The following is a 26,714-nucleotide window of genomic DNA, read 5'->3' on the forward strand; positions in this document are numbered from 1 at the left end:
TCTGACGTGCACGGGGATGAAGGCCCCCGGTGCCCGTTACGGCTGCGTCCCGGCCGGCAGGCGGCCCAGCAGTCGCCGCCATGCAGCCGAAAGGAGGAGACGCCAGGGCCTGAAGCCACTCGTGTATTGCAGGAGGCGCAGCCCCTGCGGCACCCGCGCCAGTAGTCGGTAGCAATACCACGGGAACCCGCTTGCCGCCGGGAGTTCGGCTGGTCCGGCGGGCACTGCGGACCTCCCGGGCGTGCCGACCATCGCCCGGGCGAGGGCAGCCCTGGCCACTGCCAGGTGGTCGAAGCGTTGCAGGACCCGCTCCCGGCCCCGCTGCCCCATGGCAGCCCGCTGCTTCGGATTGTCCAGCAGCTGCCGCACCAGCGGCGTCAGCTGGGAGACACGCCGTGCAACGTGACCACCCACGCCATCACCCACGACCTCCCCCTGGGCATTGTCCGCCCAGGGCGTCGCCAGGGTAACCACCGGCGTCTCGCAGAGCAGCGACTCCGCCAGCACCATGCCGAAGCTCTCGCCCCAGCGCGAGATGTGCAGGAAGACGTCCATGGCGGAGTAACAGGCAGACAGGGCCGCGTCACCGCGCAGTTCGTCGATAACGACGACATCACCCCGGTAGGGGGACACTTCGCGGCGGGCGAGCATCTCCGGTGGCGGGTTGATCATGATCAGGCGAAGCAGCGGATCGCCGCGTCGCAGCTCCTCGAATACCTCCAGCAGCCAGGGCGACCACTTGCTGTTGAAGGCCTGGCCAACGCGGCCAAGGACGCGGTGTTCCCGGCCCAGGCCCCAACGCTCGCGGAAGGCAAGGCGCTCCTGTTCCGGCACAGGGTGAAAGCCGTCGCAGCGCACCGGGTAGGGCACGACGACCGACGGGTGGGCTCCCCGGCACCGCTGCTGGTAGAGAAACTGGCACCAGCCGGCGAGCTGAAAGCTCGCCCGCAGTTCCCCCGCCCAGGGGCTGGGTATCGAGAACACGTTCGTCTCGACTACCGGGGCCCGCGGAGCCAGGCTGCGCAGCGCCCGGAAGGCCTCCTCGCTGACGCGGTGCGAGTGCAGGTGCAGGAGCTCCGGGTCCCAGGCGGCGAGCCTGGCACGGTCACCGGCGTTACCCAGGTCGTAGACCGGCACGCCGCGATCGACGAGCTCCGAGGCCCTGGTCCCGCCCTCGATCGTGTACACGATGCGCGAATCGTGGCCCAGGGCCCGGTAGGCCTCGGCAAAATTCTGCGCGGCACGCTGCGTGCCGCCCTTGTCGAGGGTACAGACGGCGGTAAGCAGCTTCACGACCGACGCCCGCCGACACCGGTCAGCGCGCGCACCTTCAGCCGCAGCAGCGGCCAGTAGCGAGGCCGCAGGTCCGGCAGCAGGACCATGGCGAGGTCGGCAGCCAGCGTGGCTGCCGCTGCACCCAGGATCCCGTGGCGTGGTATCAACAGGAGGTTCAGGCCGACATTGGTAACCAGGCCCAGCAGCTGCCGGCGCAGGATCTCGCCCTGTTCATGGTGCTTCAGCAGGTAGCGGGACGAGGCGACGTTGAGAAAGCTGAGCGGGATGCTGAAGGCCAGCACCATGAGCGCACCGCCCGCCGGCGTGTAGGCGGCGCCGAACAACAGCGCCACAAGAGGCCCGGACGCTGCCGCGACAAGTACCGCGAGCGCCAGCAGGCCGTAGAAAGGGTAGCGCAGGATCTCGACGTAGCGCGCCTCGAAGGCGGGTCCCTCGAGGCTCAGCAGCCGGGGCAGCGCGCTGCGCAGGAGCGCCCCACCGAGGAACAGGCAGGGCTCGGCGATGCGCACTGCGGCGCTGTACTGCCCGACCGCGAAGTCTCCGGCAAGGGCTTCGAGCATCAGCTGATCGAGCCGCAATGAAAGAACCACGGCGACAGCGGTAAGAAGCAGGGGCCAGCCATCGCGCAGGTGCTGCAGCATCTGCTCACTGCCAGCGCGCAGGCGAAGCAACGGCAGGCCGCGCCACTGCATGGCGACAGCCAGTGAGAGCGCTAGCACCGCCGCCTCCGCCGCGGCGGCCCAGGCGAACGCCAGCAACGGCGCCTCGAGCAGGATCAGCATCACCCGGACGGCGGCCAGCAGCAGCATGGTGACTACTCGCGCCATCACCGCGTAGCGGGCACGCACCGTCGCATCGAACAGGTAGCTCGAGACCTCGCTGGCCTGGAACAGGAGAGCAATACCGGCGACCAGGATCACCGACCGCGCCAGGGCGTCATCGGGGCGCAGCAGCGGCACCACGGCAGCGAGCAGCGCGTAGGCCAATGCGCCACCCGCCAGTTGCAGCGCCGCGGTGGAGCCGAGGATAGTTGCCTGGCGTTCACTGTCGCGGACCAGCGCGCGTATGGACACCTCGCGAAGGCCAAGACCGGCTACAGCCCCGAGGATCAGCACGAGGGCCTGGGCAAAACTGAGGATTCCGAAAGCAGCCGGGCCGAGGTGGCGGGCCATCCAGGCCCCGACGAGAAGCCCGAGCACCAGCCGGGTTCCCCGCTGCGCGGTGAGCCAGCCGGCGTTACGCAGGATCCGCTCACGGTGCGGCCCACCGGCGGCCCGGGACCAGAGCCAGCTAACTGCGCGGCGCATGCGCTACGGTCGTGCCGTCGCCGTCGCTTGTCGCCAGCAGGCGTTTCCTCAAGCCCAGATCCTCTCCCGGAAGCATCGGCACAGTGTAGCCCAGGGCACTAGCGCCGGGCAGGACGCGACCACCCCAGGCGTACCGAGCAGTCTACCGCCGTGCGATAGGCCTTGAGCTGGTAATGCATCAGGAATGCGAGCAGCTTCTCCCGCCGATCCATGGAGCGATCCTCGCGGAGCTGCCTCGCTGCGTAAAGCGAGGGCAGGAACCCCAGCAGCAGGCGGCTCTGGCGCTCACCGGGGGAAAACCCCTGCGCGCCGGCGATGCGACGGTGTTTCTCGAAGAGTGCGGCCCGGCTGGCCCGGGCCGGGTGACGGACCCGGCACTGGGGAACATAGACCAGCGGTACGCCGGCCCTCGTGGCAGCGAGGTTCCAGGCAAAATCGCCGCCTGACAACAACCGCGCATCGAACGGGCCCACGCGCTCGAACACCGATCGGTGAACGATGAGATTCGCAGTGACCGCGGTACCGCGGCGCACGTAGCGTTCCTGCTGGAAGGAAAACGCCTTTTCGAAGCACTCTGCCGCATTCAGGCGAGCGGAAGAGAAGAGCAGTTCGACCGCGCCGGCAATGCGCGGCACGTCAGCGCTGATCGCAGCGGTCGCCGCGGCCAACCAGTCTGCCGCCGGCAGGCAGTCCGCGTCCGTAAACGCGAGCAGTTCACCCCGGGCCTCGCCGAGGGCGCGATTGCGCGCCGCGTAGGAACCCGGTGCCGCCTCGCACAGCAGCCTCGCGTTGCCGGGCAGGCGCAGTGACGTCGGCGCGGCATCCGAGGGATCATTGTTGACGATCAGGATCTCCACCGCGTCCGCCGGCAGCGTCTGCGCCGCAAGTGCCTCAAGGCAGGCTGCGAGCGCCGGCCAGTGGCGGTAGGTGGGCACGATGACGGAGACCAGCGGCATCAGTCTCCTGTCCCCTCCGGCCAGGCCTTTCCGGCCGGCGTCGCCAGCACCCGCGCCAGCTCGTAGCTGCGCGCGAGCCCGGTGGCCTGGTCGTCGGCCCCGGCAACGGCGGGTTCGGGGTCGAGTGCAAGCAGAGCGAGTTGGTGGGCGAAGTGGCCTGCTGCCGCCTGGTCGATGCCCGTGCTCCGCTCGACGAAAGCAAGCTCGAAGCCAACGGGGTTGTAGGGATAGGCGTAGGCCGTGGTTTCACAGGCCTGGCGGAAGGCGGGGCGGCGGGCAGCGGTCATGAGCCTGCGATAGCGCGCCGAGTCCCAGAATGCGTGCTTCGGAAGCGCACCGCGGAGCATCGTCATCGCGACGAGGTTGAAAGCGTGGTAGCCGACCGACCGGCCCCGCTGTCGCGGCCTGCGACGCCACTTGCGCCAGTGCACCCGGGCAGCCCGCAGCCTCGCCCGCGGGCCGTCGCCCGGGCGGGGCACGGGACGGAAGGCGAAACTGTCGTGGTAGATCACGCCATCCCGGTAGAGTTGCACCCGGCGGGCGACATCGTCGACGAAACGCTCTGCCCGGGCACGCCCCCGCTCATCGAGCCTGCAGCCCAGCGCTGCGAACCAGAGCTGCTGGTTGAAGGTCGGGTTGAGCGCACCGTGGCTGCCGTCCACGTTGAGGTCGTGCCAGGCCGTGCGGGCCTCGTTCCAGCAGTGGGCGCCGTGCACCGCCGCCGCCGCTTCCCGGCAATCCGGCCGGCCGAGGACAGAGGAGGCATAAAGCAGAGGCTCAAGTACAAAAGCCTGGCCGACAAGCCCGTTGCCGAGGTTCTTGTGCGGGTCGTGGCGGCAGTAGAACGCTGCACCCATGGGCCGGGCTGCGCTGGACAGCAGGTAATCGGCCGCGCCGTGGGCCGCATCACTGAACGCGCCTTCGCCCCGGCTGGCAAGGTAAGCGAAGGTGTAGAGCCAGCCGGCGGTTACCCGTACCGGGGTTTCCGGCTCGGCATGGGGGCCATTGTGCCCGGCAGGAAAGCTGCCGTCCCGCCGCTGCCAGGCCAACGCCTGGCTCGCCAGCTGCAGCAGCCGATCAGCAGCCGGTGCGAGGTCTGCGTCGCTGAGCACGAACGGTCAGACCCTGGCGGGCGAGCCGGACGGGCGCCGCCGGCGTACCGCTTGCAGCAGGGCGTCGAGCGCGGCGGCGTCCGGTCGCTGCACGATCCCCGCTTCGGTGACGAGGGCGGTCACAAGGTTCGCCGGCGTGATATCAAAGGCGGGGTGCCGGACCGCAATGCCCGCCGGCGCCCACTGCTCGGCACCGAATCCCGTCACCTCCTCCGGCGCCCGCTCCTCGATGGGTATGGCACTGCCATCAGCCACGGCGGGGTCGATGGTGGCCAGCGGGGCTGCCACGAAAAAAGGAATCCCGTGGTGGCGCGCGAGCACCGCGACCATGTAAGTGCCGATCTTGTTGGCCACGTCGCCGTTGGCAGCGACCCGGTCGGCGCCGACGATGACCGCGTCGATCTCCCCCTGCGCCATCAGGTGCCCGCTCATGCTGTCGGTGATGAGTGTCACCGGGATGCCCTCGGCCTGCAGTTCCCAGGCGGTGAGCCTCGCGCCCTGGAGGAACGGCCGGGTCTCGCCGGCGATCACCGAGATGCGCCTGCCGGCTGCAACGGCACTGCGCACGACACCCAGGGCCGTTCCGTGACCCGCCGTGGCGAGCGCGCCGGCGTTGCAATGGGTGAGCACCCGGGCACCGTCGGGCAGCAGCGCGGCGCCGTGCTTGCCGAGGGCGCGGTTGGCGGCCACGTCCTCTGCGTGCACCGCCTGCGCAGCGACCAGGAGTCGCTCCGCAACCGCAGCCGGCGCCGCCGCGCAGGCCCCGGTCCAGACCCGGCGCATACGATCAAGGGCCCAGAACAGGTTGACCGCCGTCGGCCGGCTGGCGGCGAGCACGGCGAACGCCGCCTCGAGGCCGCTGCCGAACTCCTCGGCCGACGTCGCCAGCCAACGCGCCTCCAGCGCGATGCCGTAGGCAGCCGTGACACCGATTGCCGGCGCGCCGCGCACGACCATGAGGCGGATCGCCTCCGCGGTGTCCGCTGCGCGGGTGCAGCGCACCCATTCGACAGCCGCGGGCAGCCGGCGCTGGTCCAGGAGTTCCAGGGTGTCGCCGGCGAGACGCAGGGTCTCGACGGCCGTGGCTTCCTGCATCACGGGCTCACTCCTCTGCGGCCGGAGCGCGGCCGTAAGTTTCGAAGCGCGCGATCACCGCCGCCATCTCGTCATCGGTCAGGAGCACCGGCTCACCCGTCTCGCAGGCAGCCAGGAACTGGCCGCAGAGCGCCTCGACCTCTTCGGCGATCGCGACCGCCTCCTCGAGGTCCGCGCCCAGCGCGATGAGCCCATGGTTGGCGAGCAGGCAGGCCTTGCGCTCGTCCAGTGCCTCTAGCGCGGCGGCCGAGAGGGCCTCCGTGCCAAAGAGTGCATAGGGCGCACAGCGCACGTCGCGGCCACCGGCGATGGCGACCATGTAGTGAAAGGGGGGCAGGTCCCGCCGCAGGCAGGCGAGTGCGGTCGCGTGCGGGGAATGGGTATGCACGATGGCCGCCACCTCGGCGCGCGCGGCGTAGATATCGCGGTGGAAGCGCCACTCGCTCGACGGACGACCGGGAGAAAGCGCATCTCCCGCAGCATCCAGGGAAACCAGTGTCGCCGGCGCCAGACGGGCAGCACTCGCACCGCTCGGCGTGATCCAGAAACCATCGCCGTGGCGCAAGGACAGGTTGCCCGTGCTCCCGCGGTTCAGCCCGCGCTCGGCAAGGTAGCGATAGGCGTCGCAAAGCGCTTGCCTGTCATCCATGGACGTTCCCTCCAGCGGCGGCGATTATGCCACAGCGCCACCGGGATCGGAGCGTCCCGGCGCGGTGCGGGTCACGATCGCCACGGCGACACCGGGCTGGCGCGCACGTCGAAGGTTCGGGCGGCGGCCCCGGGGGCATGCGAGGTCGAACGGCTGATATACTCGGCGCGTCAGAAGGAGGACGCTCGCCCCATGCCCAGTCGCAAGAAAGCCGACGCCGACGCCAGTCCCGCCACCCTGGAAGCCACCATCGCCGAGATCGAGACCATCCTTGCGCGCATGGAGGGTGAGGAGCAACCGCTGGAGCAGTCGCTCAAGGATTTCGAGGCCGGCATCACCTTGACGCGCCGGGCCCAGGCCCTGCTCCGCGAGGCGGAACAGCAGGTACAGAGGCTCACGGAGAACGCCGACGGCAGCCCCGCGGCCGGCCCGCTGGACGACGACGCGGACGCCTGATCCGTGACCCTGGGAACCGACCGGGAGCGCTTCGAAAACAGCGCACGCCCCCTGGTGGAGGCGCAGCTTTCCACCGTAGCGCCTGCCCTGCGCGACGCCGTGGCCTACGCCCTCAGCGTCGGTGGCAAGCGCATCCGACCGATCCTCGTCTACCGGGCCGCCCGCGCCCTCGGCCGCGGGGAGGCGCCGGCGCTTGAGCACGCTGCGGCCGCCATCGAGCTGGTGCATACCTATTCCCTCATCCACGACGACCTGCCGGCGATGGATGATGACGAACTGCGCCGGGGCCAGCCCACGCTGCACCGGGCGTACGACGAGGCCACGGCGATTCTCGTCGGCGACGGCATGCAGGTGCAGGCCTTCAGCCTGCTCGCGGCCGCACCGGGCCTCGATGCGGACCGGCGCCTGGCCATGGTCGACGTGCTCGCCACTGCCTCGGGGTTTACCGGCATGGTCGGCGGGCAGTATCTCGATGTGAGCGCCACCGGCGCCGCGCTCTCCCTCGACGCGCTGAAGGCGATGCACAACCTGAAAACCGGCGCCCTCATCCGCGCCGCGCTGGCCCTCGGCGGGCACGCCGCCGGCGCCGGCACGGAGGAAATCGACGCGCTCGACCGCTACGGGGAGCATATCGGTCTCGCGTTCCAGGTGGTGGACGACATTCTCGACGTGGAAAGTGACAGCGCCACCCTCGGCAAGACCCAGGGCAAGGACGCCGCCGCCAACAAGAGCACCTACGTGAGCCTTCTCGGCATCGACGGAGCCCGCCGCGAGGCGGCAAGGCTTCTCGAAGCCGCCCTCGCATCCCTGCGCACCTTCGACGACAGCGGCGACGACCTCCGCGACCTCGCCCGGTTCATTGTCGAGCGGGACCGCTAGCCGGCATCCGGGCTGTCGCCAGGGACCGCCCCGGCGGCGCATCACTCCCCGAACATATGGCCGAGTTTGGCGCCCTTGGTGCGGAGGTACTTCTCGTTGTGAGGGTTGCTGTGCGTTTCCAGCGGCAGGCGGTGCAGCACCTCGATGCCCAGCTCCTGCAGGGCCGCGACCTTGCGTGGATTGTTGGTCATGAGGTTGACGCTGGTGATGCCGAGGTGGGCGAACATGGGTCCGAGCAGAGAATAGTCACGCATGTCCGCACCGAAGCCGAGCTGCTCGTTGGCCTCCACGGTGTCGGCGCCTTCGTCCTGGAGCTTGTAGGCGCGGATCTTGTTCAGGAGGCCGATGCCCCTGCCCTCCTGGCGGAGGTAGAAGAGCGCACCGCGGCCCGCCTCGGCGATGGCCTTGAGCGCCGCCTCGAGCTGGTTGCCGCAGTCGCAGCGCAGGCTGAAGAGTGCGTCGCCGGTGAGGCACTCGGAGTGCACGCGCGCCAGCACCGGCTCGCCGTCGCCGACGTCGCCCATGGTGAGCACCAGGTGTTCCTTGTTGGCCGCGGGATCCTCGAAACCGTGCATCGTGAAGACGCCCCAGTCCGTGGGAAGCCGGGACGACTCGACGTACCGTACCGTCACGCTCTGGTCCGTGCTTGAAAGGGGCGCCAGTCTAGCAGGGCGGGGGGGGCGTGGCGAGCGACCGCTCACCACCGGCTGGTCAGGGACAGGACACCGTTCTGTTCCGACAGCTGCACGTGACGCAGGTAGCTCATTCCGAGAAGGACCGTACGCGGGAAGTCGCCATCGACCACCGTCGCCTGCACGTTGTCGACACGGATCCCGCCGACGTCGACGCTGTCCAGGGTGACGACGAAACCCGCCACCGTGCTGCCGGCGGTCTCGACCCGGGTGGGCTGACCGTCGTTCGCGTTGATCCCGAGAGCGGCGGCGTGCTGGCGGCTCAGGGCGACGACGTTGGCCCCGGTGTCGATCAACACCTCCATCCGGCGACCGTTGATGGCGGCGCTGGTCCGGTACTGCATGCGCTCGTCCCTGACCACGGTCACGGAGCGCTTCTCCGGAGCGCTATAGGCACCAGCGATACGGTCGGACACGCCGGCCCGACGGCGCTCGCCCCTGATCTCCAGCACGGCCTCCTTGCCGCTGGCGCTGACCAGGCGCACCCCGCCCTCGCTGTCGCCCTCGCGCAGCGTGTGCCGACGGCCGTCGATGGTGAGCACCGCCATGCCGGGCATGAGCGCCTCGACCTGGACGCTGTCCTGGGCGCCGGCCGGCAGGGCCAGGACCAGGGCCGGGAGCAGCGCCGCGGACAGGAGGAGGGACCTCATACCAGGGCCTCCGCGCCGTTCAGCGCCGCGATCGCCAGGTGCAGCGTGACACAGGTCATCACCCCCGCGACGAGATCGTCGACCATGATGCCCACGCCGCCGCCGACGTTGTTGTCCAGTGCGCTCACCGGCCAGGGCTTGGTGATGTCGAGGAAACGGAAGACGATGAAGGCGATGGCGAGCCAGAGCGGTGAAGCCGGCACGGCCCACAGGGCGACCCACAGCCCCGCGAATTCATCCCAGACGATGCCGGGATGGTCATGAACACCGAGCTGACGGCTGGCGACACCGCAGAGCCAGATCCCGCCGAGGGAGGCGGCCAGCACGACGGCGCTGTAAGCCCAGAGCGGCAGCGGGCTGAGAAGAAACCAATAGAAGACGGCCGCAAGCACAGTGCCGACGGTGCCCGGGGCCCAGGGTGAGAGACCGCTGCCGAAGCCGAAGGCGGCCAGCTGCACGGGGCTTTGCAGCAGTCGCGGACGCTCCTGCCTGCCTCGATCCATGCGTGCGCTCCCTGTTGTCACGTGTGCCAGTGTAGACCGTATCAGAAGTGCCGGTAACCGCTGGCATCCGCCGGCTCGCCATCGACGCTGAGGCCCGCTCCCTCGCAAACCTCACCGATGCGGGTGCAGCCCTCGGGAGGTACCGCGCCCGCCGGCAGCGTGAAGGCCAGCTCGTAGTCGTCGCCGCCACCGAGCGCCCAGGCGCGGCCGCGCTCGCCGGCGGCGGCCACGGCGGGGGACAGCGGCAGGGACTCGCTAGCGAGCGCGATGGCGACCCCGCTCGCCGCGGCGACATGACCAAGGTCTGCCAGCAGACCGTCGGAGACATCGATGGCGGCAGTAGCAACGCCGCGCAGGTGCTCCCCCAGCGCCAGGCGCGCCGCGGGCCGATGGAACCGCTCGAGCAGCGCGGCGGCGGCCTCCGGCCCCGGGTGCCAGCGCTCCTCCAGGATCGCCAGGGCCGCGGCTGCATCACCCACCGTGCCGGAGACGCAGACCTGGTCCCCGGGGCGCGCCCCGTCCCGGCGCAGGACAGCGTTCGCAGGACAGGCGCCAAACACCTGGACGGTGATGACCGTGGCGGGGCCGCGGGTGGTGTCGCCGCCGGCCAGCGGCAGGCGGCAGTCCGCGCAGGCCTGCGCCAGGCCCTCACTGAACGCCTGCAGCCACAGCTCATCGGGCGCCGGCAGGGTCAGCGCCAGGGTACAGGCCAGGGGGCTCGCGCCCATGGCGGCGAGGTCGGAGGCGGCGACGGCCAGCGCCCGGTAGCCCACGTCCTCCGGGAAGGTGTCCTCGGGATAGTGCACACCCTCGACGAGCGTATCGACGGAGGTGACGAGCACTTCTCCGGGAGGCAGGTCGAGGAGCGCCGCATCGTCGCCGATGCCGAGGCGGATAACCGCGCCACCGCCGAGGCCCCAGAAATAGCGGCGGATCAGCTCGAACTCGTTCGGGGACATGACCTGGCCCGGCCTCAGGCGCCGGCGCCGACCTCGACCTTGCGCAGCTCGCGCGCGAGCTTGTCGAGCACGCCGTTGATGTACTTGTGCCCGTCCGTGGCGCCGAACTTTTTCGCCAGGGCGACGGCCTCGTTGATCACGACCTTGTAGGGCACATCGATGCGCTCGCGCAGCTCCCAGGTGCCCATGCGCAGCAGCGTGTGCTCGATGGGGTCGAGGTCGTCCAGGGCGCGGTCGAGCAGCGGTGCGTAGGCGCCATCGAGGCCGTCCGCGTCGGCAGCCACGCCGTGCAGCAGGGCGTGGAAGTAGTCGCCATCGACCTTGTCGAAATCGTAGTCGCTGCGGAATTCCGCCTCGATGACATTGAGTGCGGCGCCGGCCATGTACCACTGGTACAGGGCCTGCATCGCATAGTGGCGAGCCCGGCGCCGACGCGCCGCGAGGAGATTGGGGGCGTGGCCGGCCACGCTCAGAGTTGCTTGAGGAGGCTGACCATTTCCAGCGCCGAGGACGCGGCTTCCGCGCCCTTGTTGCCGGCCTTGGTGCCGCTGCGCTCGATCGCCTGCTCGATACTGTCGACGGTGAGCACACCAAAGGCAATCGGCAGGCCGTGCTGCAGGCTGACCTGGGCAATGCCCTTGGTGCACTCGCCGGCCACGTGCTCGAAATGCGGCGTGCCGCCGCGGATCACCGCGCCGAGGGCGATGATCGCGTCGTAGTTGCCGCTGGCCGCGGCTTTCTCGCAGACCAGGGGGATCTCGAAGGCCCCGGGGGCGCGGATGATGGTCATCTGCTCATCCCTGACACCGTGGCGGCGCAGCGTATCCACGGCGCCGTCGACGAGGTGCTCGACCACAAAGCTGTTCCAGCGGCCGACCACCAGCGCATAGCGGCCGTCGCCGCCAGTGAAGTCGCCCTCGAGGGTCCTGATCGCGTCCATGGTCATCTCCTTGCTGCCCCGCTAGCGCGGTTCGCCCGACTGGCTTGCCGCGGGGCGTATCGTTTCCAGCACCTCCAGCCCGAAGCCGGAGATCGCATTGTACTTCATAGGCGCACCGAGCAGGTGGATCTGCCCGACGCCGAGGTCGCGAAGGATCTGCGACCCGAGCCCGATGGTGTTGTAGGTATCCGTCGGTGCCGGCGGCGAGGGCCGGTCCTCGCCCAGGGCGAGGTCGATGCTGTGCAGAAGCGCTTCTTCGCTCTCCGGCCGCGCGAGCAGCACGAGCACGCCCTTGCCCGCGGCGCCGATGTGCGCCAGCGCATCCTGCAGCGCCCAGGAGTTGCCCTCGCGCAGGTGGCTGCCGAGCAGGTCGCGGAGCGTCGAGCGCGTGTGCACCCGCACCAGCGTCGGGGTGTCCGCCTGGATGTGCCCGCGGGAGAGGGCGAGGTGCAGCTCGCCGTCGTTGTTGTCGCGGTAGACGGTGAGCCGGAAGGAGCCGTGGGCGGTGGCCACCTCGCCCTCGCGCACCCGCTCGATGGTGCGTTCGTGCAGGAGCCGGTAGTGGATGAGGTCGGCGATGGTGCCCAGCTTGAGGCCGTGCTCCCGGGCGAAGGCCGCGAGCTCGGCGACACTCGCCAGGCCGCCGTCGGCCCCGAGGACGTCGGTGAGGACCGCGGCCGGGGTCAGCCCCGCGAGGCGCGCGTAGTCCACCGCCGCCTCCGTATGACCCGCGCGGGTAAGCACTCCGCCGGGGGTCGCGGCGAGGGGAAATATGTGGCCCGGCTGCACGATGTCCGCAGGCTGCGCGTGCGGTGCCACCGCCACGCGTACCGTGTGCGCCCGGTCCGCCGCCGAGATGCCCGTGTCGATGCCGCGCGCCGCCTCGATGGAGAGCGTGAAGTTGGCGTGCTCGCCGCCGCCCTCGACCATCGGCGGCAGGTCGAGCTGCTCGCAGCGTTCCCGGGTCAGGGCGAGGCACACGAGGCCGCGGGCGCGGCGGGCCATGAAGGTGATGTGCTCCGCCTCGCAATGCTCCGCGGCAACCATCACGCCGCCGGCGTTGTGCGTCGCGTCGTCATCGTCGAGCAGCACCACCATGCGGCCGAGGCGGATCTCGGACAGCAGCTCGTCGACGGGATCGATCACGAGGTCATTCACGGTGTACTCCAGTCAGCCGCGCAGGTAGCCGTGCTCGGCGAGGGTCGCGAGCGTAACCCCGCCTTGCCCCGGGTCCGCCGCGCGGTCGCCGAGCACCAGGCGCTCGAGGTAGCGGGCGATGAGGTCCACCTCCAGGTTGACCTTCGTGCCCGGCCGATAGGCGCCGAAGATGGTCTCGGCCATGGTCTGCGGGATGATGTTGAGGTCGAACTCGGCGCCGTTCACGGCATTCACCGTGAGGCTCGTGCCGTCGACGCAGATGCTGCCCTTGTGGGCGATGTAGCGGGCGAGCGCTGCCGGCGCGCGGAAAACGAAGCGCCAGGAGCGCGCGTCCTCGGCGAGACTCACCACCTCGCCGACGCCGTCGACGTGGCCGCTGACGATATGCCCGCCGAGGCGGCTGGCCGGCGTGAGCGCCTTCTCGAGGTTCACTCGGGCGCCCACGGACAGGTCGCCGAGGGTCGTGGCGCCGAGCGTCTCCACGGACACGTCGGCCCAGTAGCCGTCACCGGGCAGACCGGTCACCGTGAGGCATACGCCGTTGGCGGCGATGCTGTCACCGATGGCCACGTCGTGCAGCGGCAGCTTGCCGGTGCGGATGCGCAGGCGCAGGTCGCCGCCGCTGGGCTCCATGGCCGCGATCTCGCCGACCGCCTGGATGATGCCGGTAAACATGTCTCGTTCAGTGGTCCTGCGTGACGGTGAAGGTCAGGCGCCAGTCGTCACCGACGCGGCGCTGGTCCGCGAGAGCAAGCGGCACCTTGTCCGCCATGCGCTCGAGGGGCAGGTCGACCAGGGGCCGCCCTGCACTGCCCAGGAGGCAGGGGGCCTGGTAGACGATGAGCTCGTCCAGCAGCCCCGCCGCGAGCAGTGCCCCGGCGAGCCGGGGGCCGGATTCTACCAGAATCTCGTTCACCTCTCGCGCGGCGAGCAGCTTCAGCATGGCGTGGAGGTCGAGGCCGCCGGCGGGCGACGCGGGCAGCGCCGCGAGGGTCACCCCGTCGGTCCGGGCAACCGCGGTGGTGGCATCCGCGGCCAGGCCCTCCCGGTGTAGGAGCAGCGTATCGCCGCCGCGCAGCACCCTTGCCGCCGGCGGCGTGCGCAGCTCGGAATCCAGCACCACCCGCAGCGGCTGGCGGCCGTTCAGGGCGGCCTCGCCAACGCTGCCGGCGAACTCCGCCTCGCGCACGGTGAGCGAGCAGTCGTCCGCGAGCACCGTGCCGATGCCGCAGACGATAGCCCCGCTGGCGGCGCGCAGGCGCTGCACGTCGGCACGGGCAGCCGGCCCCGTGATCCACTGGCTCTCGCCGGAGGCCATCGCCGTGCGCCCGTCCAGGGAGCTGGCGAGCTTCGCCCGCACCCGGCCCCAGCCGCGGCGGTGGCGAAGCCAGAAGCCGCGCACCAGCGCCTTAGCTTCGGCCTCGAGAAGCCCGCTGTCCACGGCGATACCCGCCTCGCGCAGCCGTGCCGCGCCGCCGCCCGCCGCCGGGTGCGGGTCGGCAAGGGCGAACACCACCCGGGCCACGCCGGCGTCGATGAGCGCCTCGCTGCAGGGGCCGGTGCGGCCGTGGTGGTTGCAGGGCTCGAGGGTGACGTAGGCGGTGGCGCCCCGCGCGTCGTCGCCGGCGGCGCGCAGGGCCTCGATCTCGGCGTGGGGACCGCCGGCGGGCTGTGAAAAGCCCTCGCCGATCAGCACGCCGTCTTTCACCAGCACGCAGCCGACATGGGGGTTGGGCGCGGCGTGGAAACGTCCGCGGGCGGCGAGCTGCAGGGCCCGGGCCATGTGCGCCCTGTCGATGCGGTCGCTCACGGGGTGGCGAAGCGCCTCAGGCGCCCTTGGCCGGCTGCCGCGGCTCTGCCTCCAGGCTCTCGATGGCGTCGCGGAACTCGGCGATGTCCTGGAAGCTTCGGTACACGGAGGCGAAGCGCACGTAGGCCACCTGGTCGAGCTGCTTCAGCTCGTCCATCACCAGCTCACCAACCGTGCGCGAGTCCACTTCGCGCTCGCCCGTGGCACGCAGCGAGGCCTTGATGTTCGTCAGCACGGCCTCGATGGCCTCCACGGACACGGGCCGCTTTTCCAGGGCCCGCTGCAGGCCGGCGCGCAGCTTGTCGTCGTCGAAGGGCTCACGGTTGCCGTTCTGCTTGATGATGCGCGGCATCACCAGCTCGGCCGATTCGTAGGTCGTAAAGCGCTCGTGACAGGACAGGCACTCGCGGCGACGGCGCACCTGGCCGCCCTCGGCCACCAGGCGCGAGTCGATGACCTTGGTATCGTCCGCGCCGCAGAAGGGGCAGTGCACGGCCCGCGCTACCCGGCCGCCCTAGGCGGCCGCGGCTCCGGCGGAGGCGCGCTCTCCGTAGACCGGGAAGCGGCCGCAGATGGCGAGCACCTTCTGCTTCACCTCGGCGATGGTGGCAGCGGCATCGCCGCCTTCCAGCGCCTCGAGGACGTCGCACATCCAGTGCGTGAGCTCGACGGTCTCGACCTCGCCGAAGCCGCGGGTGGTGATCGCCGGCGTACCCACGCGCAGGCCCGAGGTCACGAAGGGCGAGCGGGGATCGTTGGGCACCGCATTCTTGTTCACGGTGATGTTCGCAGCGCCCAGGGCCTCGTCGGCGTCCTTGCCGGTATACGGCCTGCCGATGAGATCCACCAGCATGAGGTGGTTGTCGGTGCCGCCGGAGACGATGTTGATGCCGCGCTCGATGAAGGTCGACGCCATGGCCCGGGCATTGGCGACCACCCGCTCCTGGTAGGTGACGAACTCCGGCGCCTGCGCCTCGAGAAAGGCCACCGCCTTGGCGGCGATGACGTGCATCAGCGGGCCGCCCTGGCCGCCCGGGAAAACGGCAGAGTTGAATTTTTTCTCCAGTTCCTCATTGGCCCGCGCCAGGATGATGCCGCCACGGGGGCCGCGCAGGGTCTTGTGCGTGGTGGAGGTGACCACGTCGGCGTGCGGGACCGGGTTCGGGTAGACCCCCGCGGCGACGAGGCCGGCGATATGCGCCATGTCCACCAGCAGGTAGGCACCCACGTCGTCGGCGATGGCGCGGAAGCGCGACCAGTCCATGACCCGGCTGTAGGCGGAGAAGCCGGCGATGATCATCCGCGGCCGGTGCTCTTTCGCCAGCGCCTCGACCTGCGCGTAGTCGACTTCGCCTGTGTCGTTATCGAGGCCGTACTGCACGGCGTTGTAGGTCTTGCCGGAAAAGTTGGGCTTGGCGCCGTGCGTGAGGTGGCCGCCATCCGCCAGGCTCATGCCGAGGATCGTATCCCCCGGCTTGCACAGCGCCTGGAATACAGCCGCGTTGGCCTGCGAGCCGGAGTGCGGCTGCACGTTCGCGTAGGCCGCCCCGAACAGCGCCTTGGCCCGCTCCACGGCCAGCGCTTCCACCACGTCGACGTACTCGCAGCCGCCGTAGTAGCGCTTGCCCGGGTAGCCCTCGGCATACTTGTTGGTCAGCACGGAACCCTGCGCCTGCAGCACCCTGGGGCTCGCGTAGTTCTCGGACGCGATGAGCTCGATGTGCTCTTCCTGCCGCCGCTCTTCAGCCTGGATCGCGGCAAACACGTCGTCGTCGAAGCCCTCGATGCTCATACGCTGGTCAAACATTAAAAAATCCTTGCCCTGCGGGCACTTGTAGCTGTGTGAAGGCCCGCAATTCTAGCGGAAATGGGGGCGACGGGTAAGTGGATGCTTTCCTCGGTTAGCGGGGTCATCAGATGGTGCCAGTAGCCGGAAGCAGGCCTGGAAGGTCCTCCGGCAACGGCCACTGCCCCTCGCCCCGCGCCGGCCGCTGCGGAACTCGACCAGAATCGCTTCGCGATTCTTGGGACTCGAACAGTCCTCGCGGAAAGCCCCGGCGCGGGGCGAGGGGCAAAACGTGACCTGAAAGTTGCCGGAGGACCTTCCAGGCCTGCTTCCTGACCGTGGTGCCAAGAAACACCGCTGTGGTCGTACTCAGGAATCCGGTACGGCGTCAGGGTGCGGCGAACCCCAGCGGCCGCCCCGCGAACACACCCCCGCCGCACCCGGCTCAGAAGCACCGGTACGAAATGCCAGAACCCGGGGCATTTGCTAAACTCCGCGCCCCAGTTTCCAACGCACTGCGAGCCCACACATGGCGCAATACGTTTACACCATGAACCGGGTCGGCAAGGTCGTGCCGCCCAAGAAAGAGATTCTGAAGGACATCTCCCTGTCCTTCTTCCCGGGCGCCAAGATCGGCGTCCTCGGCCTCAATGGTGCCGGCAAGTCCACGCTGCTGAAGATCATGGCCGGCATCGATACGGAGATCCTCGGCGAGGCGCGACCGCAGTCGGGGATCAAGATCGGCTACCTGCCGCAGGAGCCGCAGCTGAACCCCGACAAAGACGTGCGCGGCAACGTGGAGGAAGGGCTGCAGGACGCCATCGACGCCCTCGCCGACCTCGAGAGGGTCTACGCCGCCTACGCCGAACCCGACGCGGACTTCGACGCGCTGGCGAAGGAGCAGGCGCGCCTGGAAGACATCATCCAGGCCACCGACGCGCACAACCTCGAGACCAAGCTCGAGATCGCCGCGGACGCCCTTCGCCTGCCGCCCTGGGACGCCGACGTCGAGACCCTCTCCGGCGGCGAGCGGCGCCGGGTGGCGCTGTGCCGGCTGCTGCTCTCCGGGCCCGACATGCTGCTGCTCGACGAGCCCACCAACCACCTCGACGCCGAGAGCGTCGCCTGGCTCGAGCGCTTCCTGCACGACTTCCCGGGCACGGTGGTGGCCATCACCCACGATCGCTATTTCCTCGACAACGCCGCCGGCTGGATCCTCGAACTGGACCGCGGCCGCGGCATTCCCTACGAGGGCAACTACTCGGCGTGGCTCGAGACCAAGGAAAAGCGCCTGGAGCAGGAGCAGCGCCAGGAGGCCTCGCACCAGAAGGCGATCAAGGCCGAGCTGGAGTGGGTGCGCTCGAATCCGAAGGGCCGCCAGGCCAAGAACAAGGCCCGCCTGGCGCGCTTCGAGGAACTGCAGAGCCAGGAATTCCAGAGCCGCAACGAGACCAACGAGATCTACATCCCGCCGGGGCCCCGCCTCGGCGACAAGGTCATCGAGGTGAAGAACCTGAAGAAGGCCTTCGGCGACCGGCTGCTGTTTGACGACGTGACCTTCTCCGTACCCAAGGGCAGCATCGTCGGCATCATCGGCGCCAACGGCATGGGCAAGTCGACGCTGTTCCGCATCCTCACCGGGGCGGAGCAGCCGGACGGCGGCAGCGTCGAGCTGGGAGATACGGTCGAGCTCGCCTACGTGGACCAGTCCCGCGATGACCTCAATGGCAGCAAGACCGTGTGGGAAGAAGTCTCCGACGGCCAGGACGTCATCCGCATCGGCAGCTACGAGGTGAACTCGCGCTCCTACGTGGGCCGCTTCAATTTCAAGGGCTCGGACCAGCAGAAGTTCGTGAAGGACCTCTCCGGTGGTGAGCGCAACCGCCTGCACCTGGCCAAGCTGCTCAAGCAGGGCGCCAACGTGCTGCTGCTCGACGAGCCCACCAACGACCTCGACGTGGAGACGCTGCGGGCGCTGGAAGAGGCGCTGCTGGCGTTTCCGGGCGCGGCGCTGGTGATCTCGCACGACCGCTGGTTCCTCGACCGCGTCGCCACGCACATCCTCGCCTACGAGGATGACGGCAGCGTGGTTTTCCACGAGGGCAACTTCACCGAGTACGAGGAAGACCGCAAGGCGCGCCTGGGCGCGGCGGCGGAGCAGCCGCACCGGGTCAAGTACCGCAGGCTGAAGTAAGCCCGTGAAGCGGGTCATCTTCGACACGGATATCGGCATCGACGATGCCATGGCACTGCTGTTCCTGCACGGCGCGCCAGGGGCGGAGCTGGCGGCGATCACCACCGTGGCCGGCAACGCCAGCCTGGACGACGTGACCCGCAATGCGCTGGTGGTAGCGGAACGTTTCGGCATCGACGCGCCGATATTCCGCGGCGCCGCAGGACCGCTGGGCGAGGCCCTCGGCGAGGGCTACCCGGACTTCGTCCACGGCCGCAATGGTCTCGGTGACATCCCGCTGCCCGAGCCCGGCCGCCGGGCAGAGGAACTGCCCGGCGCCGAGGCCATAGTCGACCTCGCCCGCCGACACCCCGGGGAACTGTCCGTCGTCGCCGTGGGCCGGCTCACCAACCTCGCCGATGCGCTGGCCCTCGAGCCCGCACTGCCGGAGCTCCTCAGCGAGCTGGTGGTCATGGGCGGCGTCTTCGGCTTCCGAGGCCACCGGGGCAACGTCTCGCCGGTGACCGAGGCCAACTTCGGCGGCGACCCGCTGGCCGCGGACCGGGTCCTCGGCGCCGGCATCCCCACCACCGTCGTGGGCCTGGACGTGACCCAGGAAACGGTCATGGACGAGGCCTTCATCGACGAACTGGTGGACCGCGCCGGCGAGGCCGGCGCCTTCATCCACGCGATCACGCGCCACTACTTCGACTTCTACGAGGGCCTCGGCGACGGCCGCCGGTGCCCGATCCACGATTCGTCCGCCGTCGCCTGCCTGCTCTACCCCGGGCTCTACACGACGGCCACCGGGCCCGTGCGCGTGGTCACCGGGGGCGTGGCCCTCGGCCAGGGGATTCTCGGTGAACACCCGGAGCGCTACCTGTCGGCGGCCTGGCGCGACCGGCCGGCCTGCCGCGTTGCGCGCACCGTCGATGCCAGCGGTATGCGCGAGCGCTATCTCGAGAGCCTGGCGCGCCTGAAAGCCTAGCGGATCGCTTGCGGCCGCCTGGCCGGTCAGCGCGCCAGCGCCTCCAGCCGCTCGCGAAGGTAGCTGCCGGCGGTATAGCGTGCAGACAGCCGCAGCTCGAGGTCCGGCGCGAGGAAGTAGGGCATCGCGATGCGCGAGACGTTCATCGCCGGGTCGGAGGGGTTCACCACCCGGTGCGTGGTCGAGGGCAGCGCCCCGCCCGTCGCCTCCTGCAGCATATCGCCGGCGTTGATGATCACGTCGCCGGGCTCGCCGGGAACCGCCTCCCAGCCGCCTGCCCGGGCGCGGATCTCGAGCCCCGGTTCCCGCGACACCGGCAGCACCGTGAGCAGGTTGATATCCTCGTGCGCCGCGGCGCGCACGGCGCCGGGCGCCTCGCCGCCGGCCAGCGGCGGGTAGTGCAGGATGCGCAGCAGGCTGTGCTCCCGCGACAAGCTCCGGGCCAGCCGCCCGTGCAGTGCCCGGGGCAGCACCTCGCGGCAGTGCGCGTCGATCCAGCCGAGCAACCGGGCGCCGAGGGCGAGCGCCTCGTCGAGGTGGGCGAAGGCGTCCGCGGCCAGCGCCGGCGGCAGTTTCGCGCCCGGGGCGATGTGGTAGAACTCCTTGAGGTCCTTCACGCCGTGGCCGACGGCGGTTTCGGAGACTTCGGGCGGAATCCAGCCGGTGGTGTTACCGGAGACGGGGTTCTCCTCGGCGAGCCACGCCGCTTTGCCCTCGCTGCCCGCCTCATCGCGAAGGAAAAACTCGCGCCAGCCCGCCTCCATGCGCGCGAGCCGCGCCGCGTCCAGCGGCGGCCGGCGCAGCACGGCAAAACCGCTCTCGCGCAGGGCCTGGACGAAGGCGCGGTCGGGCTCGGGCGCGGAGAAATCGACGATGGCGACGGTCACTGGGTCTCCCTCGCTGTCATGGCGGGAGCAGGCGTTACGACGGCAGGCGTCGCGAGCCCCCGGGCGAGCAGCACCAGCCCGGCGAGGAGAAGGTAGCAGAAAGAGCTGAAGCGGAGCACCGTCAGCTCATCACCCGCGGCGACCACGGCGCTGGTGACCACCGGGCTCACCGCCGTGCCCAGGGTGGCGCCGAAGAGCAGCGCGGCGATGAGCCGGGGCGTCGGCACGGGCACCGCCTCGCTGGCAAAGGCGATGGTCACCTTGAGCAGGCCGAAGTTCGCCAGGCCCCAGGCGAAGGCCAGCCAGGGCAGCCAGGCCGGCACCGTCACGGTCCACAGCGGCAGGCTGCCGAGCAGCGTACCGAAGATGCTCGCCAGCACCATGCGCCGGGCGCCGAGGTGCAGCACCCACCAGGCCACCAGCAGCTGGCCGCAGAACATGCCGGTCCAGTAGCGGGAGACCACGGAGCCGGCGGCCTCGCGGGTCATGGGCAGCGTGGCCTCGAGGTGGCTCGGCAGCCACCAGAGCATGCTGTTCTGGCCCAGCGTATAGAGGAAGAGCGCGGCAATGCACAGCCATACCGTGGCGGGCCAACGCACTGCGGGCGCCGGCGCCACCCCCTCCCCGCCTGTCTCCGCGGTGACCGGCGCGACGCGCGCGGCCTCGCTGGTCGGGAAGCGCACCGCCGCGGCGAGGAGCACGATGATCACCGCCACTCCGCCCACGAGCAGGTAGCTGCTCGCCCAGTGCAGCCCCGCCGCGACGAAGAGCACCGCCACGGCGGAAGTGGCTGCGCCGGCGCCGCTGAAGAAGCCGTCGGTGACCACCAGCATGGAGGCACGGCGCTCGCCTGCGAACAGCAGCGCGATGCCACTGGCGGCGCCGGCGAGGCCGATGCCGCAGCCGGCCCCGACCAGACCGAGGGCGAGGCGCAGCAGCCAGGCGCTTTCCGTGAACCGCAGCAGCAGGAGGCTGCCGGCGATGGCGAGGTAGATCAGCAGCATGGCCGCCCGCAGGCTGAGCAGGTCGAAGACCACCAGGGCGAGGCCGGAACCGACCAGGATACCCACCGTCAGCCAGCTGAACAGCGCGCCGGCGGCCGGCACGGGGATGTCGAGCTGCTCCGCGAGCGGCGGCAGCACCACGCCGATGGGGGCGAGCATGCCCGACATCACGCAGTAGGCGAGGAAACAGGCGAGGGTGACGCCCACCCGGTTGCGTGTACTGGCCTGCTGGGTCACGGGGTGTATCGCATTGCCGCAGGGGAGACGTTATATTGCCCGCAATCAGGGGCAGGAACGAACCCGCCATGAGCGATTACCCGAACGATCGACGTGAAAACCTCCGCGCGGGCCTCGACCTCCCGGTCGAGGTTCACCAGGGAGGCAGCGTCTGGAAGCAGCGCCTCGTCGACCTCTCCCTCGCCGGCGTGGCCACGGACCAGCCCGACGTCTGGGACGCCCAGTACAACGAGCCCTTCACGCTCATGATTCACCTCGGGGACGGCAAGGTGCTCGAGCTCCACGCCTACCTGCAGCACGTCGAGAGCGGCCGCCTCGGCTTCTCCGTGCAGCACGTGGACCAGGCCAACATCGAGCCGCTGCGCGCGCTGCTCGCCACCCGCGTGGAGGACGAAGCGGCGCTGGACGCCGAGATTGAGCGGCTGCGGCAGGACGAGGAGTAAGCGCGGCACCGGCCGGCGGCCGGGCTCAGATCGCACCGTAAGCCAGCATCGCGTCCGCCACCTTGCGGAAACCGGCGACGTTCGCCCCGCGCACGTAGTTCACCTGGTCGCCGTTCTGACCGTAGTGCACACACTGGTCGTGGATGCCGTTCATGATGTCGCGCAGGCGCCGCTCCAGTTCCTCGGCCGCCCAGGCCATGCGGATGCTGTTCTGGCTCATCTCCAGCCCGGAAACGGCCACACCGCCGGCGTTGGCGGCCTTGCCCGGGCCGAACAGCACGCCGGCGTCGTGCAGCACCTTGATCGCTTCCACCGTGGTCGGCATGTTGGCGCCCTCGGCGACCGCCTGGCAGCCGTTCACCGCGAGGGTGCGCGCATCCTGCTGGTCCAGTTCGTTCTGCACGGCGCAGGGAAAGGCGAGGTCGCAGGCCACGCCCCAGGGGCGGGTGCCCTCGTGGTACTGGCAGCCGAACTGCTCGGCGTACTCGCTGACCCGCCCGCGACGGCGGGTCTTCAGGTCGATGAGCCAGTGCAGCTTGTCGTCGTCGAGGCCGTCGGCATCGTGGATGAAGCCGGAGGAGTCGGACAGCGTCACCACCTTCGCGCCGAGCTGGATCAGCTTCTGCGCACAGTAGAGCGCCACGTTGCCGGAGCCGGAGAGCACGCAGGTCTTGCCCTCGACGCTGTCGCCGCGGTGCGCGAGCATCGCCTGCATGAAGAAGGCCGCCCCCCAGCCCGTGGCCTCCGTGCGGATGAGGCTGCCGCCGAACTCGATGCCCTTGCCCGTGAGCGCCCCCGTGAACTCGCCGGTCAGCCGCTTGTACTGGCCGAAGAGATAGCTGATTTCACGCGCGCCGACGCCGATGTCGCCCGCGGGCACGTCCGTGTTCGGGCCGATGTGGTGGAACAGCTCGGTCATGAAGGCCTGGCAGAAGCGCATGATCTCCCGGTCCGACTTGCCCTTGGGGTTGAAGTCTGAACCGCCCTTGCCGGCTCCGATGGGCAGGGTGGTGAGGCTGTTCTTGAAGGTCTGCTCGAAGCCCAGGAACTTGAGAATCGACAGGTTTACCGTCGGGTGGAAGCGCAACCCGCCCTTGTAGGGGCCGATGGCGTTGTTGAACTGCACCCGGAAGCCGCGGTTGACACGGATGTTGCCCTCGTCGTCCTCCCAGACGACCCGGAAGATCACGGTGCGGTCCGGCTCGGTCATGCGCTCAAGGATGCCGGCCTCGCGGTAGCGCACGTTGTCGAGGATGAAGGGAATCACCGACTCGGCCACCTCGTGCACGGCCTGGTGGAACTCCGTCTCACCGGGGTTGCGCTTGATCAGGCCCTGCATGAAACGGTCGAGGGAGAGGTCCTGGTACATGGGGGACTCCTGTGGGGAAAGGCGGATTATGGCAGCGTGCACGGCCGCGTGCGATCAGGCGAACGCAGCCAGCGCCTCCTGCAGCTTGCGCACCGGGACCACCTCCATGCCGGGGATGGCGGACTTGGGCGCATTGGCCTTCGGCACGATCGCGCGGCGGAAGCCGTGCTTGGCGGCCTCGGCGAGACGCTCCTGGCCGCTCGGCACCGGGCGGATCTCCCCTGAGAGGCCCACCTCGCCGAAGATCACCAGGTCCCGCGGCAGCGGGTGATCGCGGAAGCTGGAGACGATGGCGAGCAACAGGGCGAGGTCCGCGCTGGTCTCCAGTACCTTGACACCGCCGACCACGTTGGCGAACACGTCCTGGTCACCCAGGTGCAGGCCCCCGTGCCGGTGCAGCACGGCGAGGAGCATGGCCAGGCGGTTCTGCTCCAGGCCCACCGCTACCCGCCGCGGGTTGCCGAGGGCGCTGTCGTCCACCAGCGCCTGGATCTCCACCAGCAGGGGCCGGGTGCCCTCCCAGACCACCATGACGGCGCTGCCCGAGGACGCCTCCTCGCTGCGGTCGAGGAAGATCGCGGAGGGGTTTTTCACCTCGCGCAGGCCGCCGTCGGTCATGGCGAAGATGCCCAGCTCGTTTACCGCGCCGAAGCGGTTCTTCTGCCCGCGCAGGGTGCGAAAACGCGAGTCGTCCGAGCCCTCGAGGAGGATCGAGCAGTCGATCATGTGCTCGAGGACCTTCGGCCCCGCGAGGCTGCCGTCCTTGGTGACGTGGCCGACCAGCAGCAGTACGGAGCCGGACTGCTTGGCGTGACGGGTGAGCGCCGCGGCACACTCGCGCACCTGGGAGACGCTCCCCGGGGCCGAGGCGATGTCGTCCGAGTGCACCACCTGAATGGAGTCGACCACCACGACGTCGGGCCGGTCGCCCTCGAGGGCGGCGAGGATGCTCTCCACGTTGGTCTCGGCCATGAGCCGCAGCTGGTCCATGGGCAGGCCCAGCCGGCGGGCGCGCAGGGCGACCTGCTGCAGGCTCTCCTCACCGGTGATGTACAGGCAGGGGCGGGCGCGGGCCAGATGGCAGAGCGTCTGCAGGAGCAGTGTGCTCTTGCCCGCCCCCGGACTGCCGCCGACGAGGATCGCCGAGCCGGGCACGAGCCCGCCGCCCAGTACCCGGTCGAACTCGCCGGCGCCGGAGGCGATGCGGGCGACCTCCTCGGTGGCGATGTCCGACAGCAGCTTCGCCTCCGGCCGGGCGCCGGCAAAGCCCGCCCGGTTGCCGGCGCTGATCGCGGCGCCGCGCCTGCCGGCGGGACCGAGGCGTACCTCGGTGACCGTATTCCAGGCGCCGCAGTCGCTGCACTGTCCCTGCCACTTGCTATAGTCCGAGCCGCACTCTGTGCACACGAACGCGGTTTTCTGCTTCGCCATGAGCCTCCCGTGAAGTGAGCCTCCCGTGAAAAACGCCGCCCGGGGCTGTATCGTCTTCGGGCAGGCGGCTATCCTAGCCGGCCGCGCCCACGACCCGGAAGCGTTGATGTCGGAATCGTCCCTCATCCCCGAGCAGCAGCTACTTTTCTCCCCCGGCCTGGCGGCAACCATCGGCCTGGAGGAGGCGATCCTGCTGCAGTACCTGCACGGGCTCCTCCGGCACCTGCCGGCGGAGCACCACGGGCAGCGGGGCTGGGTGACCGTCTCCCGCGGCCAGCTGCTCGGCGCCCTGCCCTTCTGGAACGACGGGGACCTCACCCGGCTCTGCCAGCACCTGGCAGACCTCGGCGTGCTGCAGCTGCGGCACGGGCCCGGGAGCGATGCGCTTTCCTTCGCGCTGGACCACGGGCCCGCCGCTGCCGCCGGCCCCTCCGGGAGCACCCGCGTCGCCCAGGGCACCCAGGCCGACCGCTATCCCGAGAGAAAGGGGGCGCCACCCGGTGACCTGTCGCGCCGCGACCCCCGGGCGCTGCGGGTCGCTCCGGCAGCGGGCGACCCCGGCGACGGCATCGCACACCGCCCGCGGGCCGGCCTGCTGCCGGCCGGCTGGCAGCCGAGCGAGGACCTGCTGCAACTGCTCGCGCTGAACCACAACATACCCCGCGCCTTCGCCCTCGAACAACTCGAGGATTTCGTCTTCTACTGGCGCGAGCGCGGTGAGAGCAGCCACGCCTGGGAGAACAAGTTCCGCCAGCACGTGCTCTCCTGCTGGCGCCGCCGGCAGCAGGACGCCGCGGAGGCCTTCCGCAGCCCCCCGGCGCCCCTGGACGGCAACTGGCGGCCGAATGCGGACGCGCTGGAGATCCTCCTGCGGGCCGGCGTCGCCCGGGATTTCATCGAAGATTCAATCCCCGAGTTCGTGCTCTACTGGCGCGAACGCGGCAGCACCCCGGAGACGCTGAACACCCGTTTCGTTCAGCACATCCGGCGGCAGTGGGCGCGCTACCGGTCGAGCCGGGAGCACAGCACGGAGCCCGTGCGCATTGCGCCGGACTGGCAACCGAGCGCCGATGTCTTCGACATCCTGGCGCTCTCCCACATCGATGCCGATTTCGCCCGGGCAATGGTGCCGGAGTTCGTGCTCTACTGGCGCGACAGCAACCAGCTGCACAGCTCCTGGAATTCGAAATTCCTGCAGCATGTAAAATATCACTGGGCGCGGCACAACCAATTCACGGCACGGAGCGGCAGCCATGACGGGCAGCAGGGAACTGGTGGAGCGGGCAGAACGCGCGATCGAAGCCTCGAACAGGACCTCCACGACACCTCCTGGGCAGACTGAGCCCGGCGGGGAGTCCTCCGGCCGCGCGGCCCCGGAGCGCGTCGAGGCGATCAACCAGGTCTTTGCCCTGTTCCGCCTGAACTACCACAACCAGTACTACGCCGCCTTCCCGGATGCCGAGCAGCTGCGGCAGATCAAGAAGCTCTGGCTCGACTCCCTCGCCGACTACGGCGTGAGCCAGCTGCTCGGCGGCGCGAAGCGGGCCATCGAGAGCAGCGAGTACCTGCCGACGCTGCACCGCATGCACCTGTGCTGCCGCGAGGCGGCGGCGGACCTCGGCCTGCCGTCGGCCCGCGCCGCCTACGAGGAGGCCTGCACGGCGCCCTCCCCCAAAGCCGCCCAGCCCTGGTCGCACGCGGCGGTGTACCTCGCCGGGCGCGACAGCGGCTGGTTCACGCTCGCCAGCAAGCCTGAAACCGTCGCCTGGCCCCTGTTCCGGGAACACTACGAGGGCTACTGCGCCCGCGTGCTGGCCGGCGAGACGCTGGAACTGCCGCCGGTGCCGGCGCTGGAACAGGACCGGGGCACGCCCCTCAGCGCCGAGGAGCAGCTGGCGCAGCTGCGGCAGCTGCGGCGGGAACTGGACCTCTAG

Annotated in this window: 28 protein-coding genes; 7 read left to right on the top strand and 21 right to left on the bottom strand. The window is 70.0% G+C overall.

All coding sequences use genetic code 11. From position 1 onward, the window contains the following. Positions 1 to 36 precede the first annotated feature (36 nt). The 6 genes from RKE50_RS03635 to RKE50_RS03660 form a co-directional block, all read right to left on the bottom strand. On the bottom strand, positions 37 to 1,293 hold the full coding sequence (locus tag RKE50_RS03635; protein WP_350034492.1) for a glycosyltransferase family 4 protein: 1,257 nt from the start codon (positions 1,291 to 1,293) through the stop codon (positions 37 to 39). Further along, on the bottom strand, positions 1,290 to 2,603 hold the full coding sequence (locus tag RKE50_RS03640) for a flippase (RefSeq protein WP_350034493.1): 1,314 nt from the start codon (positions 2,601 to 2,603) through the stop codon (positions 1,290 to 1,292). The genes RKE50_RS03635 and RKE50_RS03640 overlap by 4 nt, the downstream gene beginning before the upstream one ends. A gap of 98 nt (positions 2,604 to 2,701) precedes the next feature. Beyond that, positions 2,702 to 3,559, bottom strand: a complete 858-nt coding sequence (locus tag RKE50_RS03645) for a glycosyltransferase family 2 protein (RefSeq protein ID WP_350034494.1) — start codon at positions 3,557 to 3,559, stop codon at positions 2,702 to 2,704. Then, positions 3,559 to 4,671, bottom strand: coding sequence for a hypothetical protein (locus RKE50_RS03650; RefSeq protein WP_350034495.1), 1,113 nt, complete (start codon positions 4,669 to 4,671; stop codon positions 3,559 to 3,561). Before RKE50_RS03650 ends, RKE50_RS03645 begins: the two co-directional genes overlap by 1 nt. A gap of 6 nt (positions 4,672 to 4,677) precedes the next feature. Next, a complete protein-coding gene (gene mtnA, locus RKE50_RS03655) occupies positions 4,678 to 5,766 on the bottom strand; it encodes an S-methyl-5-thioribose-1-phosphate isomerase (protein WP_350034680.1) in 1,089 nt (362 codons plus the stop codon). Between the two features lie 7 nt (positions 5,767 to 5,773). Beyond that, positions 5,774 to 6,415: a class II aldolase/adducin family protein gene (locus RKE50_RS03660; RefSeq protein ID WP_350034497.1), complete on the bottom strand. Its 642-nt coding sequence runs from the start codon at positions 6,413 to 6,415 to the stop codon at positions 5,774 to 5,776. Positions 6,416 to 6,607: 192 nt separating this feature from the next. Here RKE50_RS03660 and xseB point away from each other — a divergent pair, with 192 nt between their 5' ends. Beyond that, positions 6,608 to 6,871 carry an exodeoxyribonuclease VII small subunit gene (xseB, locus tag RKE50_RS03665; RefSeq protein WP_350034498.1) on the top strand — a complete coding sequence of 88 codons (264 nt, stop codon included), beginning with the start codon at positions 6,608 to 6,610 and terminating at the stop codon, positions 6,869 to 6,871. Positions 6,872 to 6,874: 3 nt separating this feature from the next. After that, positions 6,875 to 7,750, top strand: a complete 876-nt coding sequence (locus RKE50_RS03670) for a polyprenyl synthetase family protein (protein ID WP_350034499.1) — start codon at positions 6,875 to 6,877, stop codon at positions 7,748 to 7,750. A 41-nt stretch (positions 7,751 to 7,791) separates the two neighbouring features. Here the strand turns inward: RKE50_RS03670 and ribA are convergent, their stop codons facing one another. The 11 genes from ribA to glyA form a co-directional block, all read right to left on the bottom strand. Further along, entirely contained in the window at positions 7,792 to 8,382 is a 591-nt protein-coding gene (ribA, locus tag RKE50_RS03675; protein ID WP_350034500.1) for a GTP cyclohydrolase II, read from the bottom strand. A gap of 65 nt (positions 8,383 to 8,447) precedes the next feature. Beyond that, a complete protein-coding gene (locus tag RKE50_RS03680) occupies positions 8,448 to 9,092 on the bottom strand; it encodes a retropepsin-like aspartic protease family protein (RefSeq protein ID WP_350034501.1) in 645 nt (214 codons plus the stop codon). Next, a complete protein-coding gene (locus RKE50_RS03685) occupies positions 9,089 to 9,595 on the bottom strand; it encodes a phosphatidylglycerophosphatase A family protein (protein WP_350034502.1) in 507 nt (168 codons plus the stop codon). Before RKE50_RS03685 ends, RKE50_RS03680 begins: the two co-directional genes overlap by 4 nt. 41 nt (positions 9,596 to 9,636) lie before the next feature. Beyond that, entirely contained in the window at positions 9,637 to 10,554 is a 918-nt protein-coding gene (gene thiL, locus RKE50_RS03690) for a thiamine-phosphate kinase (RefSeq protein WP_350034503.1), read from the bottom strand. 14 nt (positions 10,555 to 10,568) lie between these two features. Continuing rightward, positions 10,569 to 11,021 carry a transcription antitermination factor NusB gene (nusB, locus tag RKE50_RS03695; RefSeq protein ID WP_350034505.1) on the bottom strand — a complete coding sequence of 151 codons (453 nt, stop codon included), beginning with the start codon at positions 11,019 to 11,021 and terminating at the stop codon, positions 10,569 to 10,571. Between the two features lie 2 nt (positions 11,022 to 11,023). Next, positions 11,024 to 11,494, bottom strand: coding sequence for a 6,7-dimethyl-8-ribityllumazine synthase (ribH, locus tag RKE50_RS03700; protein WP_350034507.1), 471 nt, complete (start codon positions 11,492 to 11,494; stop codon positions 11,024 to 11,026). 21 nt (positions 11,495 to 11,515) lie between these two features. Then, positions 11,516 to 12,652, bottom strand: a complete 1,137-nt coding sequence (gene ribB, locus RKE50_RS03705; RefSeq protein ID WP_350034508.1) for a 3,4-dihydroxy-2-butanone-4-phosphate synthase — start codon at positions 12,650 to 12,652, stop codon at positions 11,516 to 11,518. Positions 12,653 to 12,664: 12 nt separating this feature from the next. After that, a complete protein-coding gene (locus tag RKE50_RS03710) occupies positions 12,665 to 13,327 on the bottom strand; it encodes a riboflavin synthase (RefSeq protein ID WP_350034509.1) in 663 nt (220 codons plus the stop codon). A gap of 7 nt (positions 13,328 to 13,334) precedes the next feature. After that, positions 13,335 to 14,462 (bottom strand): bifunctional diaminohydroxyphosphoribosylaminopyrimidine deaminase/5-amino-6-(5-phosphoribosylamino)uracil reductase RibD, encoded by a 1,128-nt coding sequence (ribD, locus tag RKE50_RS03715; RefSeq protein WP_350034510.1) that lies wholly within the window; start codon positions 14,460 to 14,462, stop codon positions 13,335 to 13,337. A gap of 16 nt (positions 14,463 to 14,478) precedes the next feature. Beyond that, positions 14,479 to 14,955, bottom strand: a complete 477-nt coding sequence (gene nrdR / locus RKE50_RS03720; protein WP_350034511.1) for a transcriptional regulator NrdR — start codon at positions 14,953 to 14,955, stop codon at positions 14,479 to 14,481. Between the two features lie 21 nt (positions 14,956 to 14,976). Beyond that, the gene (gene glyA, locus RKE50_RS03725; RefSeq protein WP_350034512.1) at positions 14,977 to 16,269 is read right to left on the bottom strand and encodes a serine hydroxymethyltransferase; all 1,293 of its coding nucleotides are present in this window, start codon (positions 16,267 to 16,269) and stop codon (positions 14,977 to 14,979) included. Between the two features lie 508 nt (positions 16,270 to 16,777). Between glyA and ettA the strand changes: the two genes are divergently transcribed. Continuing rightward, positions 16,778 to 18,442 (top strand): energy-dependent translational throttle protein EttA, encoded by a 1,665-nt coding sequence (gene ettA, locus RKE50_RS03730; RefSeq protein ID WP_350034514.1) that lies wholly within the window; start codon positions 16,778 to 16,780, stop codon positions 18,440 to 18,442. Positions 18,443 to 18,446: 4 nt separating this feature from the next. Next, positions 18,447 to 19,409 (top strand): nucleoside hydrolase, encoded by a 963-nt coding sequence (locus RKE50_RS03735; protein ID WP_350034515.1) that lies wholly within the window; start codon positions 18,447 to 18,449, stop codon positions 19,407 to 19,409. 26 nt (positions 19,410 to 19,435) lie between these two features. Here the strand turns inward: RKE50_RS03735 and RKE50_RS03740 are convergent, their stop codons facing one another. Next, complete coding sequence (locus RKE50_RS03740; protein ID WP_350034517.1) at positions 19,436 to 20,296, bottom strand: 2OG-Fe(II) oxygenase family protein; 861 nt, start codon at positions 20,294 to 20,296, stop codon at positions 19,436 to 19,438. Continuing rightward, positions 20,293 to 21,537 (bottom strand): MFS transporter, encoded by a 1,245-nt coding sequence (locus tag RKE50_RS03745; protein WP_350034519.1) that lies wholly within the window; start codon positions 21,535 to 21,537, stop codon positions 20,293 to 20,295. The genes RKE50_RS03740 and RKE50_RS03745 overlap by 4 nt, the downstream gene beginning before the upstream one ends. A gap of 68 nt (positions 21,538 to 21,605) precedes the next feature. Between RKE50_RS03745 and RKE50_RS03750 the strand changes: the two genes are divergently transcribed. Further along, positions 21,606 to 21,980, top strand: coding sequence for a PilZ domain-containing protein (locus RKE50_RS03750; protein ID WP_350034521.1), 375 nt, complete (start codon positions 21,606 to 21,608; stop codon positions 21,978 to 21,980). A 25-nt stretch (positions 21,981 to 22,005) separates the two neighbouring features. On the opposite strand, the gene gdhA is transcribed toward RKE50_RS03750, so the two are convergent. Then, positions 22,006 to 23,349 carry an NADP-specific glutamate dehydrogenase gene (gene gdhA, locus RKE50_RS03755; RefSeq protein WP_350034522.1) on the bottom strand — a complete coding sequence of 448 codons (1,344 nt, stop codon included), beginning with the start codon at positions 23,347 to 23,349 and terminating at the stop codon, positions 22,006 to 22,008. Positions 23,350 to 23,403: 54 nt separating this feature from the next. After that, on the bottom strand, positions 23,404 to 24,780 hold the full coding sequence (gene radA / locus RKE50_RS03760) for a DNA repair protein RadA (RefSeq protein ID WP_350034523.1): 1,377 nt from the start codon (positions 24,778 to 24,780) through the stop codon (positions 23,404 to 23,406). Between the two features lie 25 nt (positions 24,781 to 24,805). Between radA and RKE50_RS03765 the strand changes: the two genes are divergently transcribed. Beyond that, positions 24,806 to 26,122 carry a DnaT-like ssDNA-binding domain-containing protein gene (locus RKE50_RS03765; RefSeq protein WP_350034524.1) on the top strand — a complete coding sequence of 439 codons (1,317 nt, stop codon included), beginning with the start codon at positions 24,806 to 24,808 and terminating at the stop codon, positions 26,120 to 26,122. Next, positions 26,034 to 26,714, top strand: a complete 681-nt coding sequence (locus RKE50_RS03770; RefSeq protein WP_350034526.1) for a replication protein P — start codon at positions 26,034 to 26,036, stop codon at positions 26,712 to 26,714. Before RKE50_RS03765 ends, RKE50_RS03770 begins: the two co-directional genes overlap by 89 nt.

It is taken from the genome of Pseudohaliea sp. (assembly GCF_040217025.1).
In the GTDB taxonomy this organism is placed as follows: domain Bacteria; phylum Pseudomonadota; class Gammaproteobacteria; order Pseudomonadales; family Halieaceae; genus Pseudohaliea.

Coding starts and splice junctions, on each gene's coding strand:
- RKE50_RS03750 (WP_350034521.1), top strand. CDS start 21,606: ATGAGCGATTACCCGAACGATCGACGTGAAAACCTCCGCGCGGGCCTC.
- glyA (WP_350034512.1), bottom strand. CDS start 16,269: ATGTTTGACCAGCGTATGAGCATCGAGGGCTTCGACGACGACGTGTTT.
- RKE50_RS03660 (WP_350034497.1), bottom strand. CDS start 6,415: ATGGATGACAGGCAAGCGCTTTGCGACGCCTATCGCTACCTTGCCGAG.
- thiL (WP_350034503.1), bottom strand. CDS start 10,554: ATGTCCCCGAACGAGTTCGAGCTGATCCGCCGCTATTTCTGGGGCCTC.
- RKE50_RS03645 (WP_350034494.1), bottom strand. CDS start 3,559: ATGCCGCTGGTCTCCGTCATCGTGCCCACCTACCGCCACTGGCCGGCG.
- mtnA (WP_350034680.1), bottom strand. CDS start 5,766: ATGCAGGAAGCCACGGCCGTCGAGACCCTGCGTCTCGCCGGCGACACC.
- RKE50_RS03640 (WP_350034493.1), bottom strand. CDS start 2,603: ATGCGCCGCGCAGTTAGCTGGCTCTGGTCCCGGGCCGCCGGTGGGCCG.
- ribH (WP_350034507.1), bottom strand. CDS start 11,494: ATGGACGCGATCAGGACCCTCGAGGGCGACTTCACTGGCGGCGACGGC.
- RKE50_RS03710 (WP_350034509.1), bottom strand. CDS start 13,327: ATGTTTACCGGCATCATCCAGGCGGTCGGCGAGATCGCGGCCATGGAG.
- RKE50_RS03770 (WP_350034526.1), top strand. CDS start 26,034: ATGACGGGCAGCAGGGAACTGGTGGAGCGGGCAGAACGCGCGATCGAA.
- xseB (WP_350034498.1), top strand. CDS start 6,608: ATGCCCAGTCGCAAGAAAGCCGACGCCGACGCCAGTCCCGCCACCCTG.
- gdhA (WP_350034522.1), bottom strand. CDS start 23,349: ATGTACCAGGACCTCTCCCTCGACCGTTTCATGCAGGGCCTGATCAAG.
- radA (WP_350034523.1), bottom strand. CDS start 24,780: ATGGCGAAGCAGAAAACCGCGTTCGTGTGCACAGAGTGCGGCTCGGAC.
- ettA (WP_350034514.1), top strand. CDS start 16,778: ATGGCGCAATACGTTTACACCATGAACCGGGTCGGCAAGGTCGTGCCG.
- RKE50_RS03680 (WP_350034501.1), bottom strand. CDS start 9,092: ATGAGGTCCCTCCTCCTGTCCGCGGCGCTGCTCCCGGCCCTGGTCCTG.
- RKE50_RS03685 (WP_350034502.1), bottom strand. CDS start 9,595: ATGGATCGAGGCAGGCAGGAGCGTCCGCGACTGCTGCAAAGCCCCGTG.